Here is a 20,008-nt window from a genome sequence, read left to right on the forward strand (position 1 = left end):
CGCAAGCAAGGGGAACCGAAAATGCGTCCGTTCAAGCTTCTCTTCCGTTGCGCCGCCATCTTGGCCATTTGCTCGACGGCGATGGGATCGGCGTTCGCCGATACGTTCGCTCTGGTCAACATCAACCAGCAGGCCCTGTTCTTCAACCAGATCAACGAGGGCGCGCAGAAGGCGGCCGACGCCGCCGGCGCCAAGCTGGTCATCTTCAATGCCAACAACGTGCCGAGCGCGCAAAATGACGCGATCGAGAACTACATCACACAAAAGGTCGACGGCATCATTCTGGTCGCCATCGACGTCAACGGCGTCAAGCCTGCAATCACCGCCGCGAAGGCGGCCGGCATCCCGGTGATCGCCATCGACGCGCAGATCCCCGACGGCGACAACGTTGCGTTCATTGGCGTCGACAACGCCAAGGCCGGCGAGGATATCGGCAAATTCTATGCCGATTATGTCAGGTCGGAGATGGGCGGCACCGCCAAGATCGGCATTGTCGGCGCGCTCAATTCGTTCATCCAGAACCAGCGGCTCGACGGCTTCAAGAAGGCGGTCACCGACAGCGGCCTGGCGATCACCTTCCTCGACACGGTCGACGGCCAGAATGTCCAGGAGACCGCAATGAGCGCCTCGGAGAATTTGATGACCGCCAATCCGGACATAACGACGCTCTATGCGACCGGCGAGCCGGCGTTGCTCGGCGCAGTTTCGGCCGTAACCAGCCAAGGCCGCACCGGCGACGTCAAGGTGTTCGGCTGGGACCTGACCAAGCAGGTCATTCAGGGCATTGACGATGGTTGGGTGGTGGCAGTCGTCCAGCAGGACCCGGCCGGCGAAGGCAAGGCCGCTGTCGAAGCATTGGTCAAGCTCAAGAAGGGCGAAACGGTCGAGCCGATCATCAATATTCCGGTGACGATCGTGACCAAGGACAATGTCGAACAATACCGCGCGATGTTCCAGTAGACTGCATCGATGACCCGTCTGCGGCGCCGCGAAGGGCTGCGCCGCGGACGCTTTGCAATCCCGTGGGATCCAAGATGAGCAGTGGCGAGACCTATCGGGTGCGGATGAGCGGCATCTCAAAGCGCTACAATGCCATTCAGACGCTCGATGACGTGTCGCTGGTGCTGAGGCCGGGCGAGGTCCTGGGGCTTGTCGGCGACAATGGCGCCGGGAAGTCGACGTTGAGCAAGGTGCTGTCGGGAGCCGTGGTTCCCGATGCCGGCTCGATCGAGATCGATGGAACGCCGGTGACCTTCACTTCGCCGGCGGACGCGCGTGCGGCGCGCGTCGAGATGGTCTATCAGGATCTGTCGCTCTGCGACACGGTCGACGTCGCCGGCAATCTTTTTCTCGGCCGCGAGCCGCGCCGCCGCATCGCCGGCATTTCCTTTCTCGACAAGAAGCGCATGCACGAGCAAACGCGCCAGATGCTCGACCGTCTCGGCATCGTTATATCAGACACGCGGCTCAAGGTCGAAAACCTGTCCGGCGGACAGCGACAGTCGATCGCGATCGGCCGCGCCGCCTCGTTCGAGCCGTCCGTGCTGATCATGGATGAGCCGACGGCGGCGCTCGCCGTCGCCGAGGTCGAGGCTGTGCTGGACCTGATCCGCGCCGTCAGCGCCCGCGGCGTCAGTGTCATCCTGATCACCCATCGGCTTCAGGATCTGTTCCTCGTATGCGACCGCATTCAGGTCATGTACGAAGGACGCAACGTCGCCGAGCGGCTGATCGGCGAAACCAATATCGAAGATGTCGTCAACCTGATCGTGGGCCGCAAGTTCAACGCTCGTTCGGCCACCAACGCCCATCGCGATGGAGCGCCAGCATGAGCGAAGCGACTTCGACCCGCTCCGCGCAGTCTCGAAGGGTCCGCGAATCCACATGGCGAGATGCGGTGCTCGCCAACGGCAGTGTCGTGTCGATCGCGCTGTTCTTTCTTATCGTTAGCGTCATCTTCTCGGTGGCGACGGACGCCTTTCTGACGTCGCCCAACCTGCTGAACATCCTGCGGCAGTCGGCACCGCTGCTGATCGTCGCCGCGGCGATGACCTTCGTCATCACCACCGGCGGCATCGACCTTTCGGTCGGCTCCGTGCTGGCGCTGGTGGCAACGTTGTCGGCGACATTGCTGCAGTTGGGCCTGCCATGGCCGCTGGTCATCCTCGCCATGCTTGCGCTGGGCGCCTTGCTTGGCGCAGTGCAGGGCTATTTCGTCGCTTATGAGGGCATCCCGGCCTTCATCGTCACGCTTGCCGGGCTTTCGGTGATCCGTGGCGTGGCGCTGCTGATCACCGGCGGCTACTCCATCCCCATCGAGCCGGGCAGCCCTTTCACGGTGCTGGGCCGCGCCTGGCTGCTTGGCGTGCCGGCGCCGGCGCTGATCGCGCTGGCGATCCTGGCGATCGCCTATATCGCGTTCAACGAGACGCCGTTCGGCCGCTACGTGACCGGCATCGGCGCCAACGCCGAAGCGGTCAGGCGCGCCGGCGTGAACACGCGGCTGACGACGCTTTTCGTTTACGTGATTTCCGCCGCCGCGGCAGCACTTGCGGGGATCATCATTGCCGCCCGGCTTGGATCCGGATCCTCGAATGCCGGGCAAGGCTTTGAGCTCGAAGTGATCGCCGCCGTCGTGCTTGGCGGCACCAGCCTGTTCGGCGGCCGCGGAACGATCGTCGGCACCGTTCTCGGCGCGCTTACCGTGGCCGTCATCGGCAATGGCCTGATCCTGGCACATCTGTCGCCTTTCCTGACGCCGATCGTCACCGGAACGATCATCCTGATCGCCATCTGGCTGAACTTCCGCCTGTTCCGCGGCGCCGTGCGGAGCCGTTGAGCCCATGAGTGATCTTTTCGATGACGCGGATCCTAGGCAGAGGCTGGCGATCGGAGTCGAAACCGGTCATGTGATGACCGTGCTCGGCCCCGTTCCGGTCGAAGAAATGGGCGTCACGCTGATGCACGAGCACATCTTGCTCGACGGTGCGCGCAGCTGGAAATGTCCCTGTCATCCCGACGACATGGCGCTCGCCGAGCAGCCGGTGAACATCGAGATCATCGGCGAATTGCGCATGAACCCTTACGTCAACCGCGACAATGTTTCGCTCGATGACAGTGACCTGGCGCTGTCTGAGCTGCAACGCTATCGCGCGCTGGGCGGCCACACCGTCGTCGACGCGACCAATATCGGCATCGGCCGCGAGCCGGAAAAGCTCGCTCGCATCAGCCGCATGTCCGGCCTGAAGATCGTCATGGGCACCGGCTTCTATCTGGAGCACACCCATCCCGAATGGCTGAAGGCGATGGATGTCGACGCGGTGACCGAGTTCATCGTCAACGACGTCGGCGGCGGCGAGACGCAGCCGCCGATCCTGGCCGGCCTGATCGGCGAGATCGGCGTCAGCAAGGATTTTACTTCGGAGGAACGAAAGTCGCTGCGAGCTTCGGCGCGGGCCTCGCGCATCACCGGCGTGCCGCTGTCGATCCATTTGCCCGGCTGGGAGCGGCTGGCGCACGATGTGCTCGATGTCGTGGAGGCCGAGGGCGCCGATCTTCGCCACACCGTGCTCTGCCACATGAACCCCAGCCACAGCGATCTCGACTACCAGACAAGCCTCGCCCGGCGCGGCGCTTTCCTCGAATACGACATGATCGGCATGGACTATTATTATGCCGATCAGGACGCGCAATCGCCTTCCGACGAAGAGAATGCGCGGGCAATCGCGGTACTTGTCGAGGCCGGCTTCGGCGATCGCCTGCTCTTGTCGCAGGATGTGTTCCTCAAGATCATGCTGACCCGCTTCGGCGGTTTCGGCTACGGCTACATCCTCAAGCATTTCATACCGCGCCTGAAACGGCATGGCGTCGAGCAGCCAGCCATCGACCGCATGCTGATCGCCAATCCGAAAGCCGTGTTCTCGCGGCAGAATCAAGCCCAGACTTACGGCTGAGACTTACGACGGAGTTCAAATGTCCAAGAAAAAAATCCTGCTTGCCGGTGAATCCTGGGTGTCGACCGCGACCCATATCAAGGGCTTCGACCAGTTTCCGACGGTCACCTATCACACCGGCGCCGACGAATTGCTGACGGCGCTGAAGGCGACCGACTTCGACGTGACCTTCATGCCGGCGCATGAGGCACAGCGCAGCTTTCCGCAAACAATGGAGGCGCTTTCGGCCTATGACGCGGTGGTGCTCTCCGACATCGGCGCCAACACGCTGCTTCTGCATCCCGACACCTGGGTGCACTCGAAGCCGACGCCGAACCGCCTGCGGCTGCTGCGCGATTATGTGCGCGACGGCGGCGGGCTTTTGATGTTCGGCGGCTACTACAGTTTCCAGGGCATCAATGGCGGCGCGCGCTACCGCAAGACGCCGGTCGAGGAGGTGCTGCCGGTGAGCTGCCTCGCCTTCGACGACCGCGTCGAGGTGCCGGAAGGGTTTTCGCCTGTCCTGAAAGGCTCCTCGGACCATCCGATCCTCAGGGGTCTCGTTTCGGATTGGCCAGTCCTGCTCGGCTTCAACGAGGTGACGCCGAAAGACGGGGCGGAAGTCCTGGCAACCGTGTCGTCGGATTATGGCTCGCTGCCGCTGCTCGTCACCGGCCACTATGGCAAGGGCCGCACTGTGGCGTGGACGTCCGATGTCGGGCCGCATTGGCTGCCACCGGAGTTCACCGCCTGGAACGGCTACAAAACCCTGTTCGAGCAGATGCTGAGCTGGGCGATCGGTGAGAGCTGAGCGATGCATGTCCATGTCGTCGGCAATGCCTGCGTCGACACGATTTTTCGCGTCGGCCGCTTCCCTGCCGCCGGCGAGACTTTGAACGCCAGCAGCTACGCCGACGGCCTCGGCGGCAAGGGAGCAAACCAGGCGGTTGCGGCCGCGCGCACGGGTGCTGCGGTAACGTTTTGGACGGCGCTCGGCAAGGACCGCGCAGGCGCATGGATCAGGAGCCGCCTCGACAGGGAGTTGTCTGACCTCGAGGCGATTGAATTCGACCTGCCAAGCGACCGCTCGACCATCGTCATTGGGGCCGGTGGCGAGAACTTCATCGTCAGCGGCGTCGCCTGCAGCGAGGCGTTCGATCCGATCGCACAAACCGCACTTGCGCGCCGAATCGCGTCTGGCGACATCGTTGTCTGCCAAGGAAACCTGCGAGGCGCCGCGATAGATGCCTGCCTGCGGGCAGCACAGGAAAATGGCGCGCGCACCGTCTTGAATGCCAGCCCTATCGATGCGGCGGCTCTGCCTGACTTCGGCCTGGCGCAGGTGTTGGTGGTGAATCAATCCGAGGCGCAAGCGCTGACCGGCAAGGATGACATGGCAGCCGCCGCCGACGCGCTGGCGGCTAAAGGCGCCGGCACAGTGGTGATCACACTTGGAGCGGAAGGTTGTCTCGTTCTTGGCCCGGACCAGGGAGGATCGCTTCGTTTGCCGGCACCACACGTCGAGGCGCTCGACACCAGCGGCGCCGGCGATGTCTTTTGCGGCTGTCTGGCCGGCGGGTTTGCCAAGGGAATGTCGGTTGCCCCAGCGCTGAAGTTCGCGCTCGCGGCTGCCGCAATTGCGGTGACTCGCCCGGGCACATTGATATCCTGTCCGTCCGCGTCTGAAATGGCGGCGCTCATCGATCAAACGGAGCTCTCATGACCCAACTCGGTCAATCAGGCGGCGACGCGCTCGTAGACCTTTTCGGCCGCACCAAGGTGGTGATCGGCGTCGTTCACCTGTCGCCGCTTCCCGGCGCGCCGCGCTATGACGGCGAGGCGGTCGAGGCGATCTATCAGCGGGGTCTGGACGATGCGAGATCTTATCTCGATGGCGGATGCGACGGCGTGATCGTCGAGAATCATGGCGACATCCCGTTTGCCAAACCTGACGATATCGGACCGGAGACAGCGGCCTATATGGGTGTCATTTCCGACCGTATCCGCCGCGAATTCGGCAAGCCGGTCGGCATCAATGTGCTCGCTAACGCCGCGATCCCTGCCCTTGCGATCGCCAGCGCCTCCGGCGCGGGCTTTATCCGCGTCAATCAATGGGCGAATGCCTATGTCGCCAATGAGGGTTTTGTCGAGGGCGAGTCGGGTCGCGCAGCACGCTACCGCGCCAGGCTGCGCGCCAATGGCATCCGCGTTTTCGCCGATGCTCATGTCAAGCACGGCGCGCACGCGATCGTTGCCGACCGCCCGGTGGAGGAACTGGTCAAGGATCTGGTCTTCTTCGACGCCGACGCCATCATTGCGACCGGTCAACGCACCGGGCACACTGCGGATCTGAGCTATATCAGCATGATCAAAGAGGCCGCCGGCCTGCCGACGCTGGTCGGCAGCGGCGTGACGCCCGACAATGCGAACGATATCCTTGGCATCGTCGATGGGATCGTCATCGCCAGTGCGCTGAAGCATGACGGCGTCTGGTGGAACCAGGTCGACCCTGCCCGAGTAAAGACCTTCATGAGTGGGCTGAGGCGATGATCGAGCGGCGACTGGAGCGAAGTCGCGCCCCTCGGGCCGCAAACGCGGAGACCGCAGGCGACGACCCGCGGGCCGCAGTCACCTTGTCGTTGATCCTGCAGCCCATTCAGACCGGTACCAGTCGACGAATTTCTTCAGCCCGTCTTCGATTGAAACGCTCGGCTTGAAGCCGAAATCGCGCTCCAGCGCAGTCATGTCGGCATAGGTCCGCTCGACATCGCTGCTTTGCATCGGCTCGCTGTGGCGGATCGCTTTTACGCCGAGCAGTTTTTCCAGAGCGTCGATGAAATCGCCAAGCCGCACCGGCCGGTTGTTGCCGACATTGTAGAGCCTGCTCGGCGGAACTTCAGCCGATGGCGGCTTGTCGAGCACGGCAACGACAGCTCTCACCACATCCTCGACATAAGTGAAATCGCGCCACATCTCGCCATTGTTGAACACCCGGATCGGCTTGCCTTCGAGCATTGCCTTGGTGAATATCCAATAGGCCATGTCGGGCCGGCCCCAGGGACCGTAGACGGTGAAAAATCGCAAACCGGTCTGCGGCACCCCGAAGAGATGGGCATAGGTGTGGCTCATCAATTCATCGGACTTCTTGGTGGCGGCGTAAAGCGAGACGGGCTTGTCGACCTGATCGGTCTCGCTGAACGGCACCTTGCGGTTGCCGCCATAGACCGAGCTCGACGAGGCATAGACCAGATGCTCGAATGCGGGCTGCGCGCGACAGAATTCGAGCACTTCGAGATGGCCGACAACATTGGAACGGACATAGAGCCTCGGATTGTCGAGTGAATAGCGCACACCCGCCTGAGCGGCGAGATGGACGATCCTGACTATGCCTTGCCCGGCCAAAGCGTCGGCAAGAGCGCCCTGTTCGGCGATGTCGATCTGGTGAAATGAAAAATCCTTGTAAGGCTGCAAGCGGGCGAGGCGCCCCTTTTTGAGCGCCAGGTCGTAGTAGTCGTTCATGTTGTCGACGCCGACGACCGCTTCCCCCCTGCTCAGGAGATGATGGCAAACATGGCTGCCGATGAATCCTGCGGCTCCCGTGACAAGTACAGGCAACGAAGTTCTCCACGCATATGCTGGCACATGATCGCGAAATCGAGATCGATTTCGGAGAGGATCATGCGCAACATCAAAACGCTCATCAGAATGAACGGAACCGACCCAGTCCAATTCGTGTTTTAGCCGAAAGCCCCAATAGGCGCTACCGACAAGCTGTGCCGTCGACGCGTCAGCTCGCCTCGCGCAGGGCCTCGGCCGCCTGCAGGTCGACCGACACGAGTTGGCTGACGCCCTGCTCGGCCATGGTCACCCCGAACAGCCGGTTCATGCGGGCCATGGTGATCGGGTTGTGCGTGATGATGACGAAGCGCGTCTCGGTGGTGGCCGCCATTTCGTCCATCAGATTGCAGAAACGCTCGACATTGTGATCGTCGAGCGGTGCGTCGACCTCATCGAGCACGCAGATCGGCGCGGGATTGGTCAGGAACACGGCAAAGATCAGCGACATCGCCGTCAACGCCTGCTCGCCGCCGGAAAGCAGCGTCATCGTCTGCGGCTTCTTGCCGGGTGGCCGCGCAAGGATTTCGAGACCGGCCTCGAGCGGATCGTCGGACTCGATCAGTTGCAGTTCCGCCGTGCCGCCGCCGAACAGATGCGAAAACAGCCGCTGGAAATGGCCGTTGACCACGTCGAAGGCAGCCAGAAGCCGTTCGCGGCCTTCGCGGTTCAGGCTCTGGATCGCCTGCCGCAGCTTGCGGATGGCCTCGATGATGTCCTCACGTTCGGAAACGATGGTCTCCAGCCGGTCGGACAGTTCCTTCTGCTCTTCCTCGGCGCGCAGATTGACGGCGCCGAGCCGCTCGCGCTCGATCTTCAGCCGGTCGAGCTGACGCTCGATCTCAGTCATCTCCGGCATCGGGCTGTCGGCCTCCAGGCCGGTGTGGCGGATGACCAGATGCGGCGGGGTGTTCAGCGTTTCCTGGATGCGCGCCTCGACCTCCAGCCGTCTTTCATCGGCAGCGGTCAGCCGCTCTTCGGCGCGAACTCGGGTTTCGCGCGCCTCGGCCAGCGACTGGATCGCTGATGTCGCGGCCTTGTCCAGTTCGGACTGCTTGTTTTCCGCTTCCTGCAACCGGTCGCCGGCGGCCTGGCGCAGGCTTTCGGCTTCGGCAAGCTGCGACAGCAAGGCGCGCCGCTTGGCGTCGATCTCGTCGGGGGCGTCGGCCAGCCTTTCGCGTTCGGCCTCGGCCTCGGCCTTGCGTTCGCCGAGTGCGGCGATCTGCGTCGAGGCGTTTTCGGCGCGCTCCAGCCAGTTGCGGCGTTCCGCGCCGATGGCGTCGAGGCGGCGCGAACGCGCTTCGGCTTCCCGCCTCAAGCCTTCATGGACGGCGCGGGCATCGGCAAGGGTGGCGCGGTCGCGAGCGACGTTGGCGGCCGACTGTTCGAGCTGCAACTGCAGATCACCGAGATCGGGAGCGCTTTGCAGCAGCATCTCGGCCTCGACGAAAGCCGCGGCAGTCTCTTCATGGCTGTCGACGACGCGCGCGCGCGCCTCGTCAAGTGCGGCGCGCCGGCTCGACAGCTCGCCGCCGGCCTTCTCGGCCTCGGCCAGTGCGTTGCGGGCGGCGTCCAGCCCATGCTGGGCATCACGCCCGGCCTGACGGGCGTTGCGCTCGGCCTCGCTCGCCTGGGCAAGCGCCTGCTCGGCATCGGCAAGGGCCTCTTCGGCCTGGCGCAGGATGCGGTTCGCGTGGACCGCCTCGGCGTCGAGCTCGGACAGCCGGTTTTTCTGCGCCAGCCGCTGCGCGGCGGCGGTCGGCGCGTCGGCGCTGGCGGTGAATCCGTCCCAACGCCAGAGCGCCCCTTCGCGGCTGACCAGCCGCTGCCCGGGAGCAAGCTGCGCCTGCAACCGCTTTCCGTCGCCGGCGTCGACGATGCCGATCTGCGCCAATCGGCGGGCGAGTTGCGCCGGCGCGCGGACGACGCTGGCAAGGCTCTTGATGCCTTCGGGCAGAGCGGCGTCGCCGGGCTGGACCTCGCTTTGGCCCCAATGCACCGGCGCGCTGCGGTCGAGCGGCACGTCGAGATCTTCGCCAAGGGCGGCGCCCAGCGCCGTCTCGTAGCCGCGCTCGACGCTGATCTGCTCCAGCACGGACGGGAAGAGGTCGCCGCTCGCGGCATTCAGGATCTTGGCCAGCGTGCGGGCCTCGGTTTCGATTCGCGCCAGCTCGGCCTTTGCATCCTGAACCGGCGGGCGGGCGGCGCTCTCCGCCGCGCGCGCCTCGGCGACAGCCTGTTCGGCGGCAATCGCCGCGGCTTCGGTTTCCTCGAGCAGCGCCAGCGCCTGTTCAACCAGAAGTTGCTTCTCGGCGGGATCGGCCAGGCCGGCGACCCTGAAGGCGATATCGGACAATTCCCGGTCGACATCGGCGAGCTGGCGGGCGAAACGGTCGCGGCGCTCTGCGGTGTCGCGCAGCGTTCGTTCGATTTGGTTGCGGGAGGCGGCGGCCTCCGCCCGTTCGGCGGTCAACTCGGCGAGTTTGGCTTCACTGGCGGCAAGCGTCGAAGCCGCCTGTTCGACCGCCGCGCGGGTGCTGGCATCGCGGTCGGCGGCGCCGGCGTTCTCGGTGTTGAGCGCAGTTTCTTCGGCGGCGAGACGCTCAAGAATATCCGCATTGTCGCGGACCATCCGCTCCTCGCGGACGATGTCGCCGTCGAGCTGCTGGAGCCGGCGGTCGAGCTCCAGTTGGCGGGCGCGGATGCGGCCCGCTTCTTCCTCGATCTGCGTCTTGGCGATCGACAGGCGCTGGAAGGCGGCGGCCGCGGCGGCTTCCGCGTCGCGCAGGTCCGGCAACCGATGGGCGCCGATCCCTTGCTCCCTGGCGGCAGCCATCTGGGCGGCGGCGCGGTCGCCGACCAGTGCCGTGGCGATCGCCAGCGCCGAGCGCGCCTCGCCTTCCTGCGTCTTGGCCAGCGTCCAGCGCAGATGCAGCAGCGTCGCTTCAGCCTTGCGGATATCGGCCGACAGGTTCTTGAAGCGCGAGGCCTGGCGGGCCTGGCGCTTCAGGCTTTCGATCTGGCTTTCCAGCTCGCCGACGACATCGTCCAGCCGTTCCAGATTCTGTTCGGCCGCTTTCAGACGCAGTTCGGCCTCGTGGCGACGTGTGTGCAGGCCCGAAATGCCGGCCGCCTCTTCCAGCAGCGCGCGACGCGCCTGCGGCTTGGCCTGGATCAGCTCGCCGATGCGGCCCTGCCCGACCATCGAGGGCGAACGGGCACCGGTCGACTGGTCGGCGAAAAGCAGCTGCACGTCCTTGGCGCGGGCTTCCTTGCCGTTGATGCGGTAGAGCGAACCCGCCTCGCGCTCGATGCGACGCGAAACCTGCAACTCGTCCGCGTCGTTGAAGGCCGAGGGCGCGCTACGGTCGCTGTTGTCGAGGAAAAGCGTGACTTCGGCGGTGTTGCGGGCCGGACGCGTTCCGGAACCGGAAAAGATGACGTCGTCCATGCCGGACGCGCGCATGTTCTTGTACGAGCTTTCGCCCATCACCCAGCGCAGCGCCTCGACAAGGTTCGACTTGCCGCAGCCGTTGGGGCCGACGATGCCGGTCAGGCCGCGTTCGATGACGAACTCACCGGGTTCGACGAACGACTTGAAACCGAGCAGGCGAAGGCGCGAGAATTTCATTCGCGCCGCCCCAAAAGCGGGTTCTGCAAAAGTGTTCCGCGGTTTGGCGACAAGAACTCGCGGCGCAACAAAAAGTTGCGCACGCCGAAGCGCTGCCGCTTCGGCGCTGCCGAGACGTCAGAGCAGAGGGTCGATAATGGCCGAGATTTCCTCAATCGACAGCGCCCCCTTGTAGGTCTTCCCGTTGATAAAGAAGGTCGGCGTCGAGTCGACCTTGAATTCATCGGCGCCGCGCTTCTGGACCGACCTCACATCGTCCAGAAGTTTCTGGTCCGTCAAGCAGGCCTCGAACGACTCCTGTGTAAAACCGGCCATCTTGGAGATTTGCAGCAGGGCGTCTTTGGTATTGGCGACACCTGCCCAGTTCGCCTGCTGCTTGAACAGAACGTCCACCATTGGGAAATAATTGTCCTTGGAGCAACGCGCCAGCATGAAACCGGCCTCGGCGCTGGGATCGAAGGGGAACTCGCGCAGGATAAGGCGGGCCTTGCCGGTATCGATGTATTTCGTCTTCAGCGCCGGGAGGGTGGTTTCATGGAAATGCGCGCAGTGCGGGCAGGTCATCGAGGCATATTCGACGATGGCGACCTTCGCGTCGTCCTTGCCGAGCTGCATGTCGGGCAGTGCGCCGGGCTTCAGCAAGGCAGCCATGTCCACCGTGCCCTGGGCCTCAGGCGCCTTGGCCGCGGCCGGAGCGGCCGGCTTTGCCGGATCGGCCGGCTTCATCGCATCGGCGGGGGCCGCAGGCTTCACATCCTCCGCCACGGCTTTCTCGCCCGAGTCGCTGCAGGCGGCGAGCAGAGCCACCGCCGGAATGGCGGCCAGTGACGACAGGAGGTTTCTGCGGGACAAAAGACGGGGCATACGAATCACCTGACAATGGTTGGATTTTGCAATGCAAAGGCTAGAAAAGGCGAGAGTTGGCGCGAATTAAGGCATCGCCGTCCCCATTCCAATCGCCAAATCCTGGGTACGCGATCACGAAAGCGCGAGATTATATTTTCTTTTGACCGAGAATGGTGGCGCCGAGCCGCTCCAGCGAGGCGCGCAGCCCATCATCCTCGATCATTCCGACAGTGCCCGACAGCTTCACCTTCTCGGCCGCGGTCAGCGGCCGGATGCTTGGTTTACGCCGGCCTTTGTCAACCGTGACCGGCTTTTGCACGATTCTGATCCGGCCGATAGCGTTGAAGCCGAGGAAGGCGTTGACCCGGTTGATGATCTCGCCGGTCTCGTGCTGCAAATGGAGCGCCGCCATGCCTTCGCAGGCGATGATCAGCACCGCCGGCTCGAACGGATCATCTTCATGCATGCGGCGCGGCCACTGGATCTTTTCAGGGCGCGAACGGCTGGCAAGCCGCGGCCCGGCAATCTCCTCCCATGACTGGACGAGCCCGATCGACATGCCGGCTCGCTTGCGCAGCACCGGATCGAGGATCTGGGTTGCGAGATCACTCACCGGAACGGGATTGCCGAAGGGCCTTTTCCCTGCCATGTGCGTTCTCCAGTCACGACCTTCACCATACATCCGTTAGGCCAGTCCTCGATCAATGGCACTGCACGACCAGACCCGCAAGACCGCATCCTGCGACAGCGGCAAAGCCGCATCCGGAGACAGCGGCGAGATCGCGTCCCGCCTGCTCGCTTGGTACGACGGGCATCACCGCGACTTGCCGTGGCGCATTGCGCCGCGCGAGTTGGCACGCGGCATACGACCCGATCCCTACCGGGTCTGGCTTTCCGAAGTCATGCTGCAGCAGACCACGGTCGAAGCCGTAAAATCCTATTTCCGGGCCTTTGTCGAGAAATGGCCCGATATCGAGGCGTTGGCCGCTTCACCGACAGAAGACGTCATGAAGGCCTGGGCCGGACTCGGCTATTATTCCCGCGCGCGCAATCTCAAGGCCTGCGCCGACCTCGTCGCGCGGCAAGGCGGCAGGTTTCCGGATACGCAAGCTGGCTTGAGAGAGCTGCCCGGCATCGGCGCCTACACGGCGGCGGCGATCGCCGCGATCGCCTTCGACCAGCCCGCCGCGGTCGTCGACGGCAATGTCGAGCGGGTGGTTTCCCGGCTGTTTTCGATCGTCACGCCGCTGAGCGAGGCCAAGAGCGACATACGCACCTATGTCGAGCGCATGGTTCCAGCGACCAGACCGGGCGATTTCGCCCAGGCGATGATGGATCTCGGCGCGACGATCTGCACGCCGCGGCGGCCGCGCTGCGGGCTCTGCCCGCTGCGTGAGGATTGCAGCGCCATTATTTCCGGCGATGCCGAACGCTTCCCTGTCCGCCTGCCGAAGGGCGAGAAACCATTGCGGCGCGGGGCTGCTTTCGTTGCCGTACGCGGCGATGGCGCCATCCTTTTGCGCAAACGTGGGGATAAGGGCCTGCTCGGCGGCATGACCGAAGTGCCAACGACCGGCTGGACCGCGCGGATCGACGGCGGCACCACAGCGGCGGCGGCGCCCTTCCCCGGCAACTGGCGGCCAGCCGGGAAGATTGGCCATGTCTTCACCCATTTTGCGCTCGAACTCGAAATCTTCAAAGCGATGGCCGATGTCGCCGCCCCAGCGGGTCATTTCTGGTCGCTGGCCGACGAAATTTCCGGCGAAGCACTGCCCACCGTCATGAAAAAGGTAATCGAAGCAGCGATACCGGGCGCGACGAAGAAGCAGCGCGCACATTGAATCGCCCACGTCGCCCCATTTGAACTGCGTTGAACGAGGACAAGAATGACCGAAATCCGCCACATCGTTTTCGACATCGGCAGAGTGCTGATCCACTACGATCCGAACCTGCCGTTCAGCCGTATCATTCCGGATGCCGAGGAGAGAAAGTGGTTTTTCGACAATGTCTGCACGCATGACTGGAACATCGAGCAGGACCGCGGCCGCACCTGGGAAGAGGCCGAGGCGTTGCTGATCGCCGAACACCCGGACCACGCCGAAAACATCCGCAACTTCCGCCGCCTCTGGCACGAGATGGTGCCGCACGCTTACGACGACAGCGTCCAGCTCATGGACAAGCTGATCGAGAGCGGCCACGACGTCACCATGCTGACCAATTTTGCGTCAGACACGCTTGCCGAAGCCCGGCAGCGTTTCGACTTTCTCAACCGCCCGCGCGGTGTGACCATTTCGGGCGAGATCGGCATGATCAAGCCGGATCGCGGCATTTACGACCATCACGTCGCCGCGTTCGGCCTCGAGCCCGCGGCCACGCTGTTTATCGACGACAGCCAAAAGAATGTCGACGGCGCCAAGGCGGCCGGCTGGCAGTCGGTGCTGTTCACCGACGCAAAGACGCTCGAGGCGGACCTCGATCGCCTGGGGGTCAGAGTGTGATCACTGTGACGGCCTGACCGCAGTCGCTGAGACGCGCGGTCCACGGCGCTGCCATTGGATCCGTCTCGCGCGCTACTTGACGTGTGAGGCGTAGATGCGATCGAACTCACCCGTCGCCTTGGCAAGATGCAACCATTGGTCGACATAGGCCTTGAAGACAACGGCACCCTCAGGAAGCATATAACCCATTTCGCCATATTGGAGCGGCTTCTCGGGGTTGATCGCGCAAAGGCCGGGGTGAAGTTTCTCCTGCAACTCGGTTTCGACCGATTCGGCGATCATGATATCGGCTTTGCCGTCAAGGATTTGGCGGAAGATCGTGACGTTGTCCGGGTAGATCTCAATTTTAGCGTCACTGAGTTTTTCACGCACGAATTTCTCATTGGTCCCGCCGGGATTAACAATCACAGTCACATCCGGCTTGTTGATGTCGGCAATCGATTGGAATTTCGCCTCGTCCTCGCAGCGCGCAATCGGTGCCTTGCCGTTGACGAGATAGGGCTCGCTGAAGAACACCTGCTTCTGGCGTTCCAGGGTCACCGAAATACCGCCCATCGCGATGTCACACCTGCCGGTTGTAAAATCGGCAAGCAATTTTTTCCAGGTAGTCGCCACGAAGTCCGCCTCGACCCCTAGTGAACTTGCCAGAGATTTTGCGAGATCGATATCGATGCCCTGGTAGTTGTTCGCGGGCTTGTCATGAAAGGTGAAGGGCTTGTAGTCGCCGGTCGTACAGACGCGCAGCTTGCCGTTCTTGATAACCGCATCAAGCTGGTTTTCTGCGCCGGTGTTCTGCGCAATCGCCGGAGAGGCCAACAAACCCATGACGAGGGCGGCGACAAACGGCGAGGCAAGAGCTTTCATGGATCTGGTCTCCGATGGATAAGAGAATCGAGCATTCGAGAAACGGTGGGCAAAGGTCAATAACTCTTCCTCGGGAATCGCTCACCGTGATCCTCCGGCGGCGCCGAAAACCCGAACCGGCTACCCGCGCTAGTGGTACCCACCTGACATAAGAGTCCGGCTCGGGATTCCTCTTGGCTGCACGCGAAGGAGCGACATTTAGTTTGGGCCAACTCAGTCAGTCACCGTCGTGAAAACTTCGAGTACCAATTCCATTCCCACGTTCTGCCTGCATCAGCGGAGAACGCACGGCTGTAAATCGGGGTTTTCGGGTTGCGCTTATCCCAGTGGAATTTCACGATAACGTCCTTGCCGGCCACAACCTCACGGCCGAAGAATTCGCCTTCGTCGCCATTGAACGAGCCCACCTTTCCGTCGTCGAGTTTGCCCGCGTTGCTGTCGGCCCAGTAGATCGTCCAGAGACGCGTCCTTGGATCGAACAATCGCACGGTGAGGCCCTCGAACGGCTGTCCTCCCAACTCCGTATGAAAAATGTCGAAGTTGCCCAAACCCACTAGGATTTGGCGGAACTCCTGGGTCGCGTCGAATTCCTCCCACTCGTCGCTGCCGGCCAGTGGTTCCTTCAACGTACGATTCCTGATGTTCCAGTTGCCCACCAAATAGTCGAAATCATCTTTGGACGACGTCTCGCTCGCCGTTATCGCAAGTTTCCCGTCCGATGAAAGAGTGAACGCACTCATCTACTTTCCTTTGGATCGACGTCGTGCCAGCACTCCATCGCCGCGGACATGACGAATGTATGGGCGTTTTCTTCGATGACTGCGGCGCGCTTCGCATGTCCGGTCGCGGCAACAATTGGATGGAAACCCAACAGCGCGTCGTGATGCACGCCTGCCGTCACCTCCACGTTGCAACGCGTAAGCCGAAGACCCGTTCCGGGCAGGGTCCACTTCGGTTAGCTCCGCACTCCGTCGCGAAGTCGCGTTGCTCCGCGCTCCACTCAGGATTCGCTAACCGCCCTGAACCCCTGAACCGACCTCCCAACCGGGTACCAAGTGTCAGATTCTGACCACTAGGTGTCGAAGATGTCCTCTCTTTCGTCGTGACGGCTTGTTGGTCAGGAGCAGAATGTGTATATTTAGTCCAATCTATACACATCGAGAAGCACCATGCGAACCAACATCGAACTCGACGACGAATTGATCGCGGAGGCCATGGCCGCCTCCGGCCTCAAGACCAAGAAAGCGACGATTGAGGCGGCGCTGCGCAGTCTGGTGCGCCGGCACAGGCAGGATATGGCTATCGCCGCCCTTGCTGGCGCCGGCTGGGAGGGCGATCTCGACGCCATGCGGGAAGGCCGTTCGCCCGATCGGCAGCGATGATCGTCGTCGACAGTTCCGTGTGGATCGCCCATCTCCGCAATACGGACAGCGTCTCGGTCGGCAAGCTCAGGCATCTCGATGACACACAGGAGATTCTGGTCGGAGACTTGATCCTGCTGGAAGTGCTGCAAGGCGCGCTCAACGAACCGCATGCCCAACTGATCGAGCGGAACCTCCGACAATTCGCCATCGTGCCGATGCTGGATCCGGCGACGGCAGTCGAAGCTGCCCGAAACTACCGCATGCTCCGGCAGCGGGGCATCACCATCCGCAAGACAGTCGATATGATTATCGGCACATTCTGCATCCTGGGCGGACACGCGCTGTTGCATGATGACCGAGACTTCGACCCGATGGTTCGTTACCTCGGCCTGCGCGCCGCATGAGAACGATGTGCAACGAGACCTCTGTAGCGGTTATCGTCAGGCCCCTGCCCGCTCCATGCCGAGGCGGGCGATGCGGCGAAGCTCGTCGATCGGGGTCAGGCCGCCACTGCGCTCATAGTGCCAGAAGGTCCAGCCGTTGCAGGCATCCAGCCCCTGCACTTCCGCGCCGATCTTGTGGATCGATCCGGCGCTGCCGCCGACCGCCACAGTGCCGTCGGCGCGCACCCTGGCCGCCCAGCGCTTCTTGGCGTCGTAGAGCGTGGCGCCCGGCAGCATCAGCCCGGTGTCGATGAGGCTGACGAAAGCGACGCGCGGCTCGGCGCGCTTGCCGGTAAGCACGGTAAGCGCAGCGCCGTCCAGCGGCCGGACTGCATCGATGCGCTCGTTGGCGGCGTCGATATAGGCCTGCTCGCGCTCGATGCCGACGAAATGGCGGCCGAGGCGCTTGGCCACCGCGCCGGTGGTGCCGGAGCCGAAAAAGGGATCGAGCACGATATCGCCGGGCTTCGTCGAGGCCATCATGATGCGGGCGAGCAGCGCTTCGGGCTTCTGCGTCGGATGCAGCTTGTCGCCATTTTCGTTCTTGAGGCGCTCAGCGCCGGTGCAGATCGGAAACAGCCAGTCGGACCGCATCTGGATGTCGTCGTTCGACGCCTTCAGCGCTTCGTAGTTGAAGGTGTAACCCTTCCCCTTCTGATCGCGCGAGGCCCAGATCATCGTCTCATGGGCGTTCTGGAAGCGGCGGCCGCGGAAATTCGGCATCGGATTGGTCTTGCGCCAGACGACATCGTTGAGGATCCAGTACCCCAGATCCTGCATCTTGGCGCCGACCCTGAAAATGTTGTGGTAGGAGCCAATGACCCAGATGGTGCCGTTGGGCTTCAACACGCGGCGCGCCGCCAGCAGCCAGGCCCGGGTGAAGGCGTCGTAGACCTCAAAACTTGCGAACTGGTCCCAGTCGTCGTCGACGGCATCGACCTTGGACTGGTCGGGCCGGTGCAGATCGCCGTCGAGCTGCAGATTGTAGGGCGGATCGGCAAAGATCACGTCGATGGATTTTTCGGGCAGCCGGTCGAGCGCGGCGACGCAATCGCCCTTCAGGATCGTATCGAGCCATTCGGATTGCTGGGGAGCATGGGAAAGCTCGTCGAGAAGACGCACGGCAGACATTGTTACACCCAAAGCACGCGTTACTGTTTACTCCCTGTTATGGTTACCGATCAGCGTAAATATTCGGTGAAGGCCTGGGGTGCGGACCCCGGGTAATTTGCGAAGATCGGCCTGTTGGTGTATGCCGCGCCGCCTGAACCGTCCCAGCCTCCTCCCTCCCGCTTTTCGGATCGCTATGCCCCAGCCAGACCTTGTCATCTTCGATTGCGACGGCGTGCTCGTCGATTCCGAGATCATCGCCGCGCGCATCGAAGCCGAGCTGTTGACGTCGGCCGGCTACGAGATATCGGCCGAGGAGATTTCCGAAACCTATGCCGGGCTGACCTTCAAGGACATCATGATGCGGGTCGAGGAAAAATCCCGCGTCCCATTCCAGGCCTCGCTGATCGATCGCGCCGAAGACCTGGTCGACCGCCGCCTGCGCAGCGACGTGCGCGCCGTCGACGGGGTGCACGAGGCGGTCGCCGCGGTGACGGCGCCGCGCTGCATCTGCTCGAATTCGCGCACCGAGCGGATCGAATTCATGCTGGAGAAGGTGCATTTGCTGCCGTTTTTCAGCGGCCGGATTTTTTCCTCGCTGGAAACACCAAGCGGGAAATCCAAGCCGGCGCCCGACGTGTTTCTCTTTGCCGCGGCAACGCTCCAGGCCGATCCGGCGAACACCTTCGTCATCGAGGATTCCGTGCATGGCGTGACCGGCGCCAGGACAGCCGGCATGCGTGTGATCGGCTTCACCGGAGCAGCGCACAGCTATCCCGGGCATGCCGACGCGCTGACCGAGGCCGGCGCCGAAACGGTCATCCGCCGCTGGGCGGAACTGAAAAGCGTGATCTCCGCCCTGTCGGAGTGGTCGGCGGATGCGTGAAGCAGGCGTCCAAATGGACGCGCTGATCCAAGCCGCGGCTATTCGGCCGCGGCAACCTTCTTGTCGGTCTTCTTCGGCGGGCCTTCGTCATAGCCGGCGAACACCTGATAGTCCCGCGCGGTGGGCTCGGGAACGACAACGTTCGAATCGGTGAAGACGAACTGGGTGGCACTCGAGGGATTGGTAACCTGGACCTGATGTTGGTGAAGCTGCGAGTAAAGGACCTCCTTGCCATGCATCACAGCGATACGGATCGGCATGGTGATGGTGCCAGGGCTGAACATCGGTCCCGGAACGACCTTGCCGGCGACGGCGATCTTCATCGTCAGCGAGCCGTTGGCGCGGATGCAGTCGCGGGTCACATCGGTGATCGAAGCCTGATAGACGATCTTGGCGGAACCATCCTGCTGGCCGCTGCTCGCGTCAAGCGCGGCAGCCTCTGCATCCAGGGCGGCGGCTTTTTTCTTGGGCTTTTGACTGCCCTTGGCATAGGTGTTGAAGAAGGCGGTGCCGTCGCGCAGCGTCACTTTCGGACAATAGGCCAGCAATTGGCTGGCGAGAACCTTGGGGTCCGGCGGTGGTGGCGGTGTCGTGTCCTTCTTTCCGAAGCCCAGCATGCTGCTGCCGCCTGATTGGCAGCCGGCGGCGGTAAGCATAAAGCCGGCGAGCGCCAGACCCGCGACAAAACGACCGTTAAACGTATTAAACGCCATGAACTGCACTTCCCTCTCGCAAAGCGGGTGACGTATATCAACCGCGCGGCAAAAATGCGACTGAGCAAGTACGGAAATTAACCACTTTGCCACGGACAATACCGCC

The 20,008-nt window shown here is 62.9% G+C and carries 21 protein-coding genes; 12 read left to right on the top strand and 9 right to left on the bottom strand.

The genetic code is table 11. From position 1 onward, the window contains the following. Positions 1-21 precede the first annotated feature (21 nt). From AC0L2R_RS10050 to AC0L2R_RS10080, 7 genes are all read left to right on the top strand, one after another. Entirely contained in the window at positions 22-960 is a 939-nt protein-coding gene (locus AC0L2R_RS10050) for an ABC transporter substrate-binding protein (protein ID WP_473508675.1), read from the top strand. Between the two features lie 74 nt (positions 961-1,034). Continuing rightward, a complete protein-coding gene (locus tag AC0L2R_RS10055; RefSeq protein ID WP_473508676.1) occupies positions 1,035-1,832 on the top strand; it encodes an ATP-binding cassette domain-containing protein in 798 nt (265 codons plus the stop codon). After that, a complete protein-coding gene (locus AC0L2R_RS10060; protein ID WP_128172070.1) occupies positions 1,829-2,839 on the top strand; it encodes an ABC transporter permease in 1,011 nt (336 codons plus the stop codon). Before AC0L2R_RS10055 ends, AC0L2R_RS10060 begins: the two co-directional genes overlap by 4 nt. 4 nt (positions 2,840-2,843) lie before the next feature. Then, on the top strand, positions 2,844-3,953 hold the full coding sequence (locus tag AC0L2R_RS10065) for a phosphotriesterase family protein (protein ID WP_473508677.1): 1,110 nt from the start codon (positions 2,844-2,846) through the stop codon (positions 3,951-3,953). A 19-nt stretch (positions 3,954-3,972) separates the two neighbouring features. Next, entirely contained in the window at positions 3,973-4,743 is a 771-nt protein-coding gene (locus AC0L2R_RS10070) for a glutamine amidotransferase (RefSeq protein ID WP_473508678.1), read from the top strand. A 3-nt stretch (positions 4,744-4,746) separates the two neighbouring features. Beyond that, positions 4,747-5,655 (top strand): PfkB family carbohydrate kinase, encoded by a 909-nt coding sequence (locus AC0L2R_RS10075; RefSeq protein ID WP_473508679.1) that lies wholly within the window; start codon positions 4,747-4,749, stop codon positions 5,653-5,655. Next, complete coding sequence (locus AC0L2R_RS10080; protein WP_473508680.1) at positions 5,652-6,482, top strand: BtpA/SgcQ family protein; 831 nt, start codon at positions 5,652-5,654, stop codon at positions 6,480-6,482. The genes AC0L2R_RS10075 and AC0L2R_RS10080 overlap by 4 nt, the downstream gene beginning before the upstream one ends. A gap of 78 nt (positions 6,483-6,560) precedes the next feature. On the opposite strand, the gene AC0L2R_RS10085 is transcribed toward AC0L2R_RS10080, so the two are convergent. From AC0L2R_RS10085 to AC0L2R_RS10100, 4 genes are all read right to left on the bottom strand, one after another. Beyond that, a complete protein-coding gene (locus tag AC0L2R_RS10085; protein ID WP_473508681.1) occupies positions 6,561-7,547 on the bottom strand; it encodes an NAD-dependent epimerase/dehydratase family protein in 987 nt (328 codons plus the stop codon). Positions 7,548-7,719: 172 nt separating this feature from the next. Further along, complete coding sequence (gene smc, locus AC0L2R_RS10090) at positions 7,720-11,178, bottom strand: chromosome segregation protein SMC (RefSeq protein ID WP_473508682.1); 3,459 nt, start codon at positions 11,176-11,178, stop codon at positions 7,720-7,722. A gap of 117 nt (positions 11,179-11,295) precedes the next feature. Continuing rightward, the gene (locus tag AC0L2R_RS10095; protein WP_091595939.1) at positions 11,296-12,042 is read right to left on the bottom strand and encodes a DsbA family protein; all 747 of its coding nucleotides are present in this window, start codon (positions 12,040-12,042) and stop codon (positions 11,296-11,298) included. Between the two features lie 130 nt (positions 12,043-12,172). Further along, on the bottom strand, positions 12,173-12,673 hold the full coding sequence (locus AC0L2R_RS10100) for a DUF721 domain-containing protein (protein WP_473508683.1): 501 nt from the start codon (positions 12,671-12,673) through the stop codon (positions 12,173-12,175). 55 nt (positions 12,674-12,728) lie between these two features. Between AC0L2R_RS10100 and mutY the strand changes: the two genes are divergently transcribed. Beyond that, complete coding sequence (gene mutY, locus AC0L2R_RS10105; protein WP_473508684.1) at positions 12,729-13,865, top strand: A/G-specific adenine glycosylase; 1,137 nt, start codon at positions 12,729-12,731, stop codon at positions 13,863-13,865. 45 nt (positions 13,866-13,910) lie between these two features. Next, a complete protein-coding gene (locus AC0L2R_RS10110) occupies positions 13,911-14,522 on the top strand; it encodes an HAD family hydrolase (protein WP_128167653.1) in 612 nt (203 codons plus the stop codon). Positions 14,523-14,594: 72 nt separating this feature from the next. On the opposite strand, the gene AC0L2R_RS10115 is transcribed toward AC0L2R_RS10110, so the two are convergent. The 3 genes from AC0L2R_RS10115 to AC0L2R_RS10125 all read right to left on the bottom strand — a co-directional run bounded on the left by AC0L2R_RS10115 (position 14,595) and on the right by AC0L2R_RS10125 (position 16,275). Then, positions 14,595-15,386: a transporter substrate-binding domain-containing protein gene (locus AC0L2R_RS10115; protein WP_473508685.1), complete on the bottom strand. Its 792-nt coding sequence runs from the start codon at positions 15,384-15,386 to the stop codon at positions 14,595-14,597. Positions 15,387-15,607: 221 nt separating this feature from the next. Next, positions 15,608-16,126, bottom strand: a complete 519-nt coding sequence (locus AC0L2R_RS10120) for a hypothetical protein (protein ID WP_473508686.1) — start codon at positions 16,124-16,126, stop codon at positions 15,608-15,610. After that, a complete protein-coding gene (locus AC0L2R_RS10125; protein ID WP_473508687.1) occupies positions 16,123-16,275 on the bottom strand; it encodes a hypothetical protein in 153 nt (50 codons plus the stop codon). The genes AC0L2R_RS10120 and AC0L2R_RS10125 overlap by 4 nt, the downstream gene beginning before the upstream one ends. A gap of 280 nt (positions 16,276-16,555) precedes the next feature. Between AC0L2R_RS10125 and AC0L2R_RS10130 the strand changes: the two genes are divergently transcribed. Further along, positions 16,556-16,768: a type II toxin-antitoxin system VapB family antitoxin gene (locus AC0L2R_RS10130; RefSeq protein ID WP_023799296.1), complete on the top strand. Its 213-nt coding sequence runs from the start codon at positions 16,556-16,558 to the stop codon at positions 16,766-16,768. Then, positions 16,765-17,154, top strand: a complete 390-nt coding sequence (gene vapC, locus AC0L2R_RS10135; RefSeq protein ID WP_023799297.1) for a type II toxin-antitoxin system VapC family toxin — start codon at positions 16,765-16,767, stop codon at positions 17,152-17,154. The genes AC0L2R_RS10130 and vapC overlap by 4 nt, the downstream gene beginning before the upstream one ends. A 36-nt stretch (positions 17,155-17,190) precedes the next feature. On the opposite strand, the gene AC0L2R_RS10140 is transcribed toward vapC, so the two are convergent. After that, a complete protein-coding gene (locus tag AC0L2R_RS10140) occupies positions 17,191-18,324 on the bottom strand; it encodes a site-specific DNA-methyltransferase (protein WP_023799298.1) in 1,134 nt (377 codons plus the stop codon). A gap of 175 nt (positions 18,325-18,499) precedes the next feature. Between AC0L2R_RS10140 and AC0L2R_RS10145 the strand changes: the two genes are divergently transcribed. Continuing rightward, positions 18,500-19,189: an HAD family hydrolase gene (locus AC0L2R_RS10145; protein ID WP_287225922.1), complete on the top strand. Its 690-nt coding sequence runs from the start codon at positions 18,500-18,502 to the stop codon at positions 19,187-19,189. A 38-nt stretch (positions 19,190-19,227) separates the two neighbouring features. Here the strand turns inward: AC0L2R_RS10145 and AC0L2R_RS10150 are convergent, their stop codons facing one another. After that, positions 19,228-19,902 (bottom strand): hypothetical protein, encoded by a 675-nt coding sequence (locus AC0L2R_RS10150; RefSeq protein ID WP_473508945.1) that lies wholly within the window; start codon positions 19,900-19,902, stop codon positions 19,228-19,230. Positions 19,903-20,008: the final 106 nt, after the last annotated feature.

It is taken from the genome of Mesorhizobium sp. WSM4820 (assembly GCF_055811075.1).

Excerpts from the sequence above, each read along its gene's own strand:
- AC0L2R_RS10050 (WP_473508675.1), top strand. The coding sequence starts at position 22 with ATGCGTCCGTTCAAGCTTCTCTTCCGTTGCGCCGCCATCTTGGCCATT.
- AC0L2R_RS10055 (WP_473508676.1), top strand. The coding sequence starts at position 1,035 with ATGAGCAGTGGCGAGACCTATCGGGTGCGGATGAGCGGCATCTCAAAG.
- AC0L2R_RS10060 (WP_128172070.1), top strand. The coding sequence starts at position 1,829 with ATGAGCGAAGCGACTTCGACCCGCTCCGCGCAGTCTCGAAGGGTCCGC.
- AC0L2R_RS10065 (WP_473508677.1), top strand. The coding sequence starts at position 2,844 with ATGAGTGATCTTTTCGATGACGCGGATCCTAGGCAGAGGCTGGCGATC.
- AC0L2R_RS10070 (WP_473508678.1), top strand. The coding sequence starts at position 3,973 with ATGTCCAAGAAAAAAATCCTGCTTGCCGGTGAATCCTGGGTGTCGACC.
- AC0L2R_RS10075 (WP_473508679.1), top strand. The coding sequence starts at position 4,747 with ATGCATGTCCATGTCGTCGGCAATGCCTGCGTCGACACGATTTTTCGC.
- AC0L2R_RS10080 (WP_473508680.1), top strand. The coding sequence starts at position 5,652 with ATGACCCAACTCGGTCAATCAGGCGGCGACGCGCTCGTAGACCTTTTC.
- smc (WP_473508682.1), bottom strand. The coding sequence starts at position 11,178 with ATGAAATTCTCGCGCCTTCGCCTGCTCGGTTTCAAGTCGTTCGTCGAA.
- AC0L2R_RS10095 (WP_091595939.1), bottom strand. The coding sequence starts at position 12,042 with ATGCCCCGTCTTTTGTCCCGCAGAAACCTCCTGTCGTCACTGGCCGCC.
- AC0L2R_RS10100 (WP_473508683.1), bottom strand. The coding sequence starts at position 12,673 with ATGGCAGGGAAAAGGCCCTTCGGCAATCCCGTTCCGGTGAGTGATCTC.
- mutY (WP_473508684.1), top strand. The coding sequence starts at position 12,729 with ATGGCACTGCACGACCAGACCCGCAAGACCGCATCCTGCGACAGCGGC.
- AC0L2R_RS10110 (WP_128167653.1), top strand. The coding sequence starts at position 13,911 with ATGACCGAAATCCGCCACATCGTTTTCGACATCGGCAGAGTGCTGATC.
- AC0L2R_RS10115 (WP_473508685.1), bottom strand. The coding sequence starts at position 15,386 with ATGAAAGCTCTTGCCTCGCCGTTTGTCGCCGCCCTCGTCATGGGTTTG.
- AC0L2R_RS10120 (WP_473508686.1), bottom strand. The coding sequence starts at position 16,126 with ATGAGTGCGTTCACTCTTTCATCGGACGGGAAACTTGCGATAACGGCG.
- AC0L2R_RS10130 (WP_023799296.1), top strand. The coding sequence starts at position 16,556 with ATGCGAACCAACATCGAACTCGACGACGAATTGATCGCGGAGGCCATG.
- vapC (WP_023799297.1), top strand. The coding sequence starts at position 16,765 with ATGATCGTCGTCGACAGTTCCGTGTGGATCGCCCATCTCCGCAATACG.
- AC0L2R_RS10140 (WP_023799298.1), bottom strand. The coding sequence starts at position 18,324 with ATGTCTGCCGTGCGTCTTCTCGACGAGCTTTCCCATGCTCCCCAGCAA.
- AC0L2R_RS10145 (WP_287225922.1), top strand. The coding sequence starts at position 18,500 with ATGCCCCAGCCAGACCTTGTCATCTTCGATTGCGACGGCGTGCTCGTC.
- AC0L2R_RS10150 (WP_473508945.1), bottom strand. The coding sequence starts at position 19,902 with ATGGCGTTTAATACGTTTAACGGTCGTTTTGTCGCGGGTCTGGCGCTC.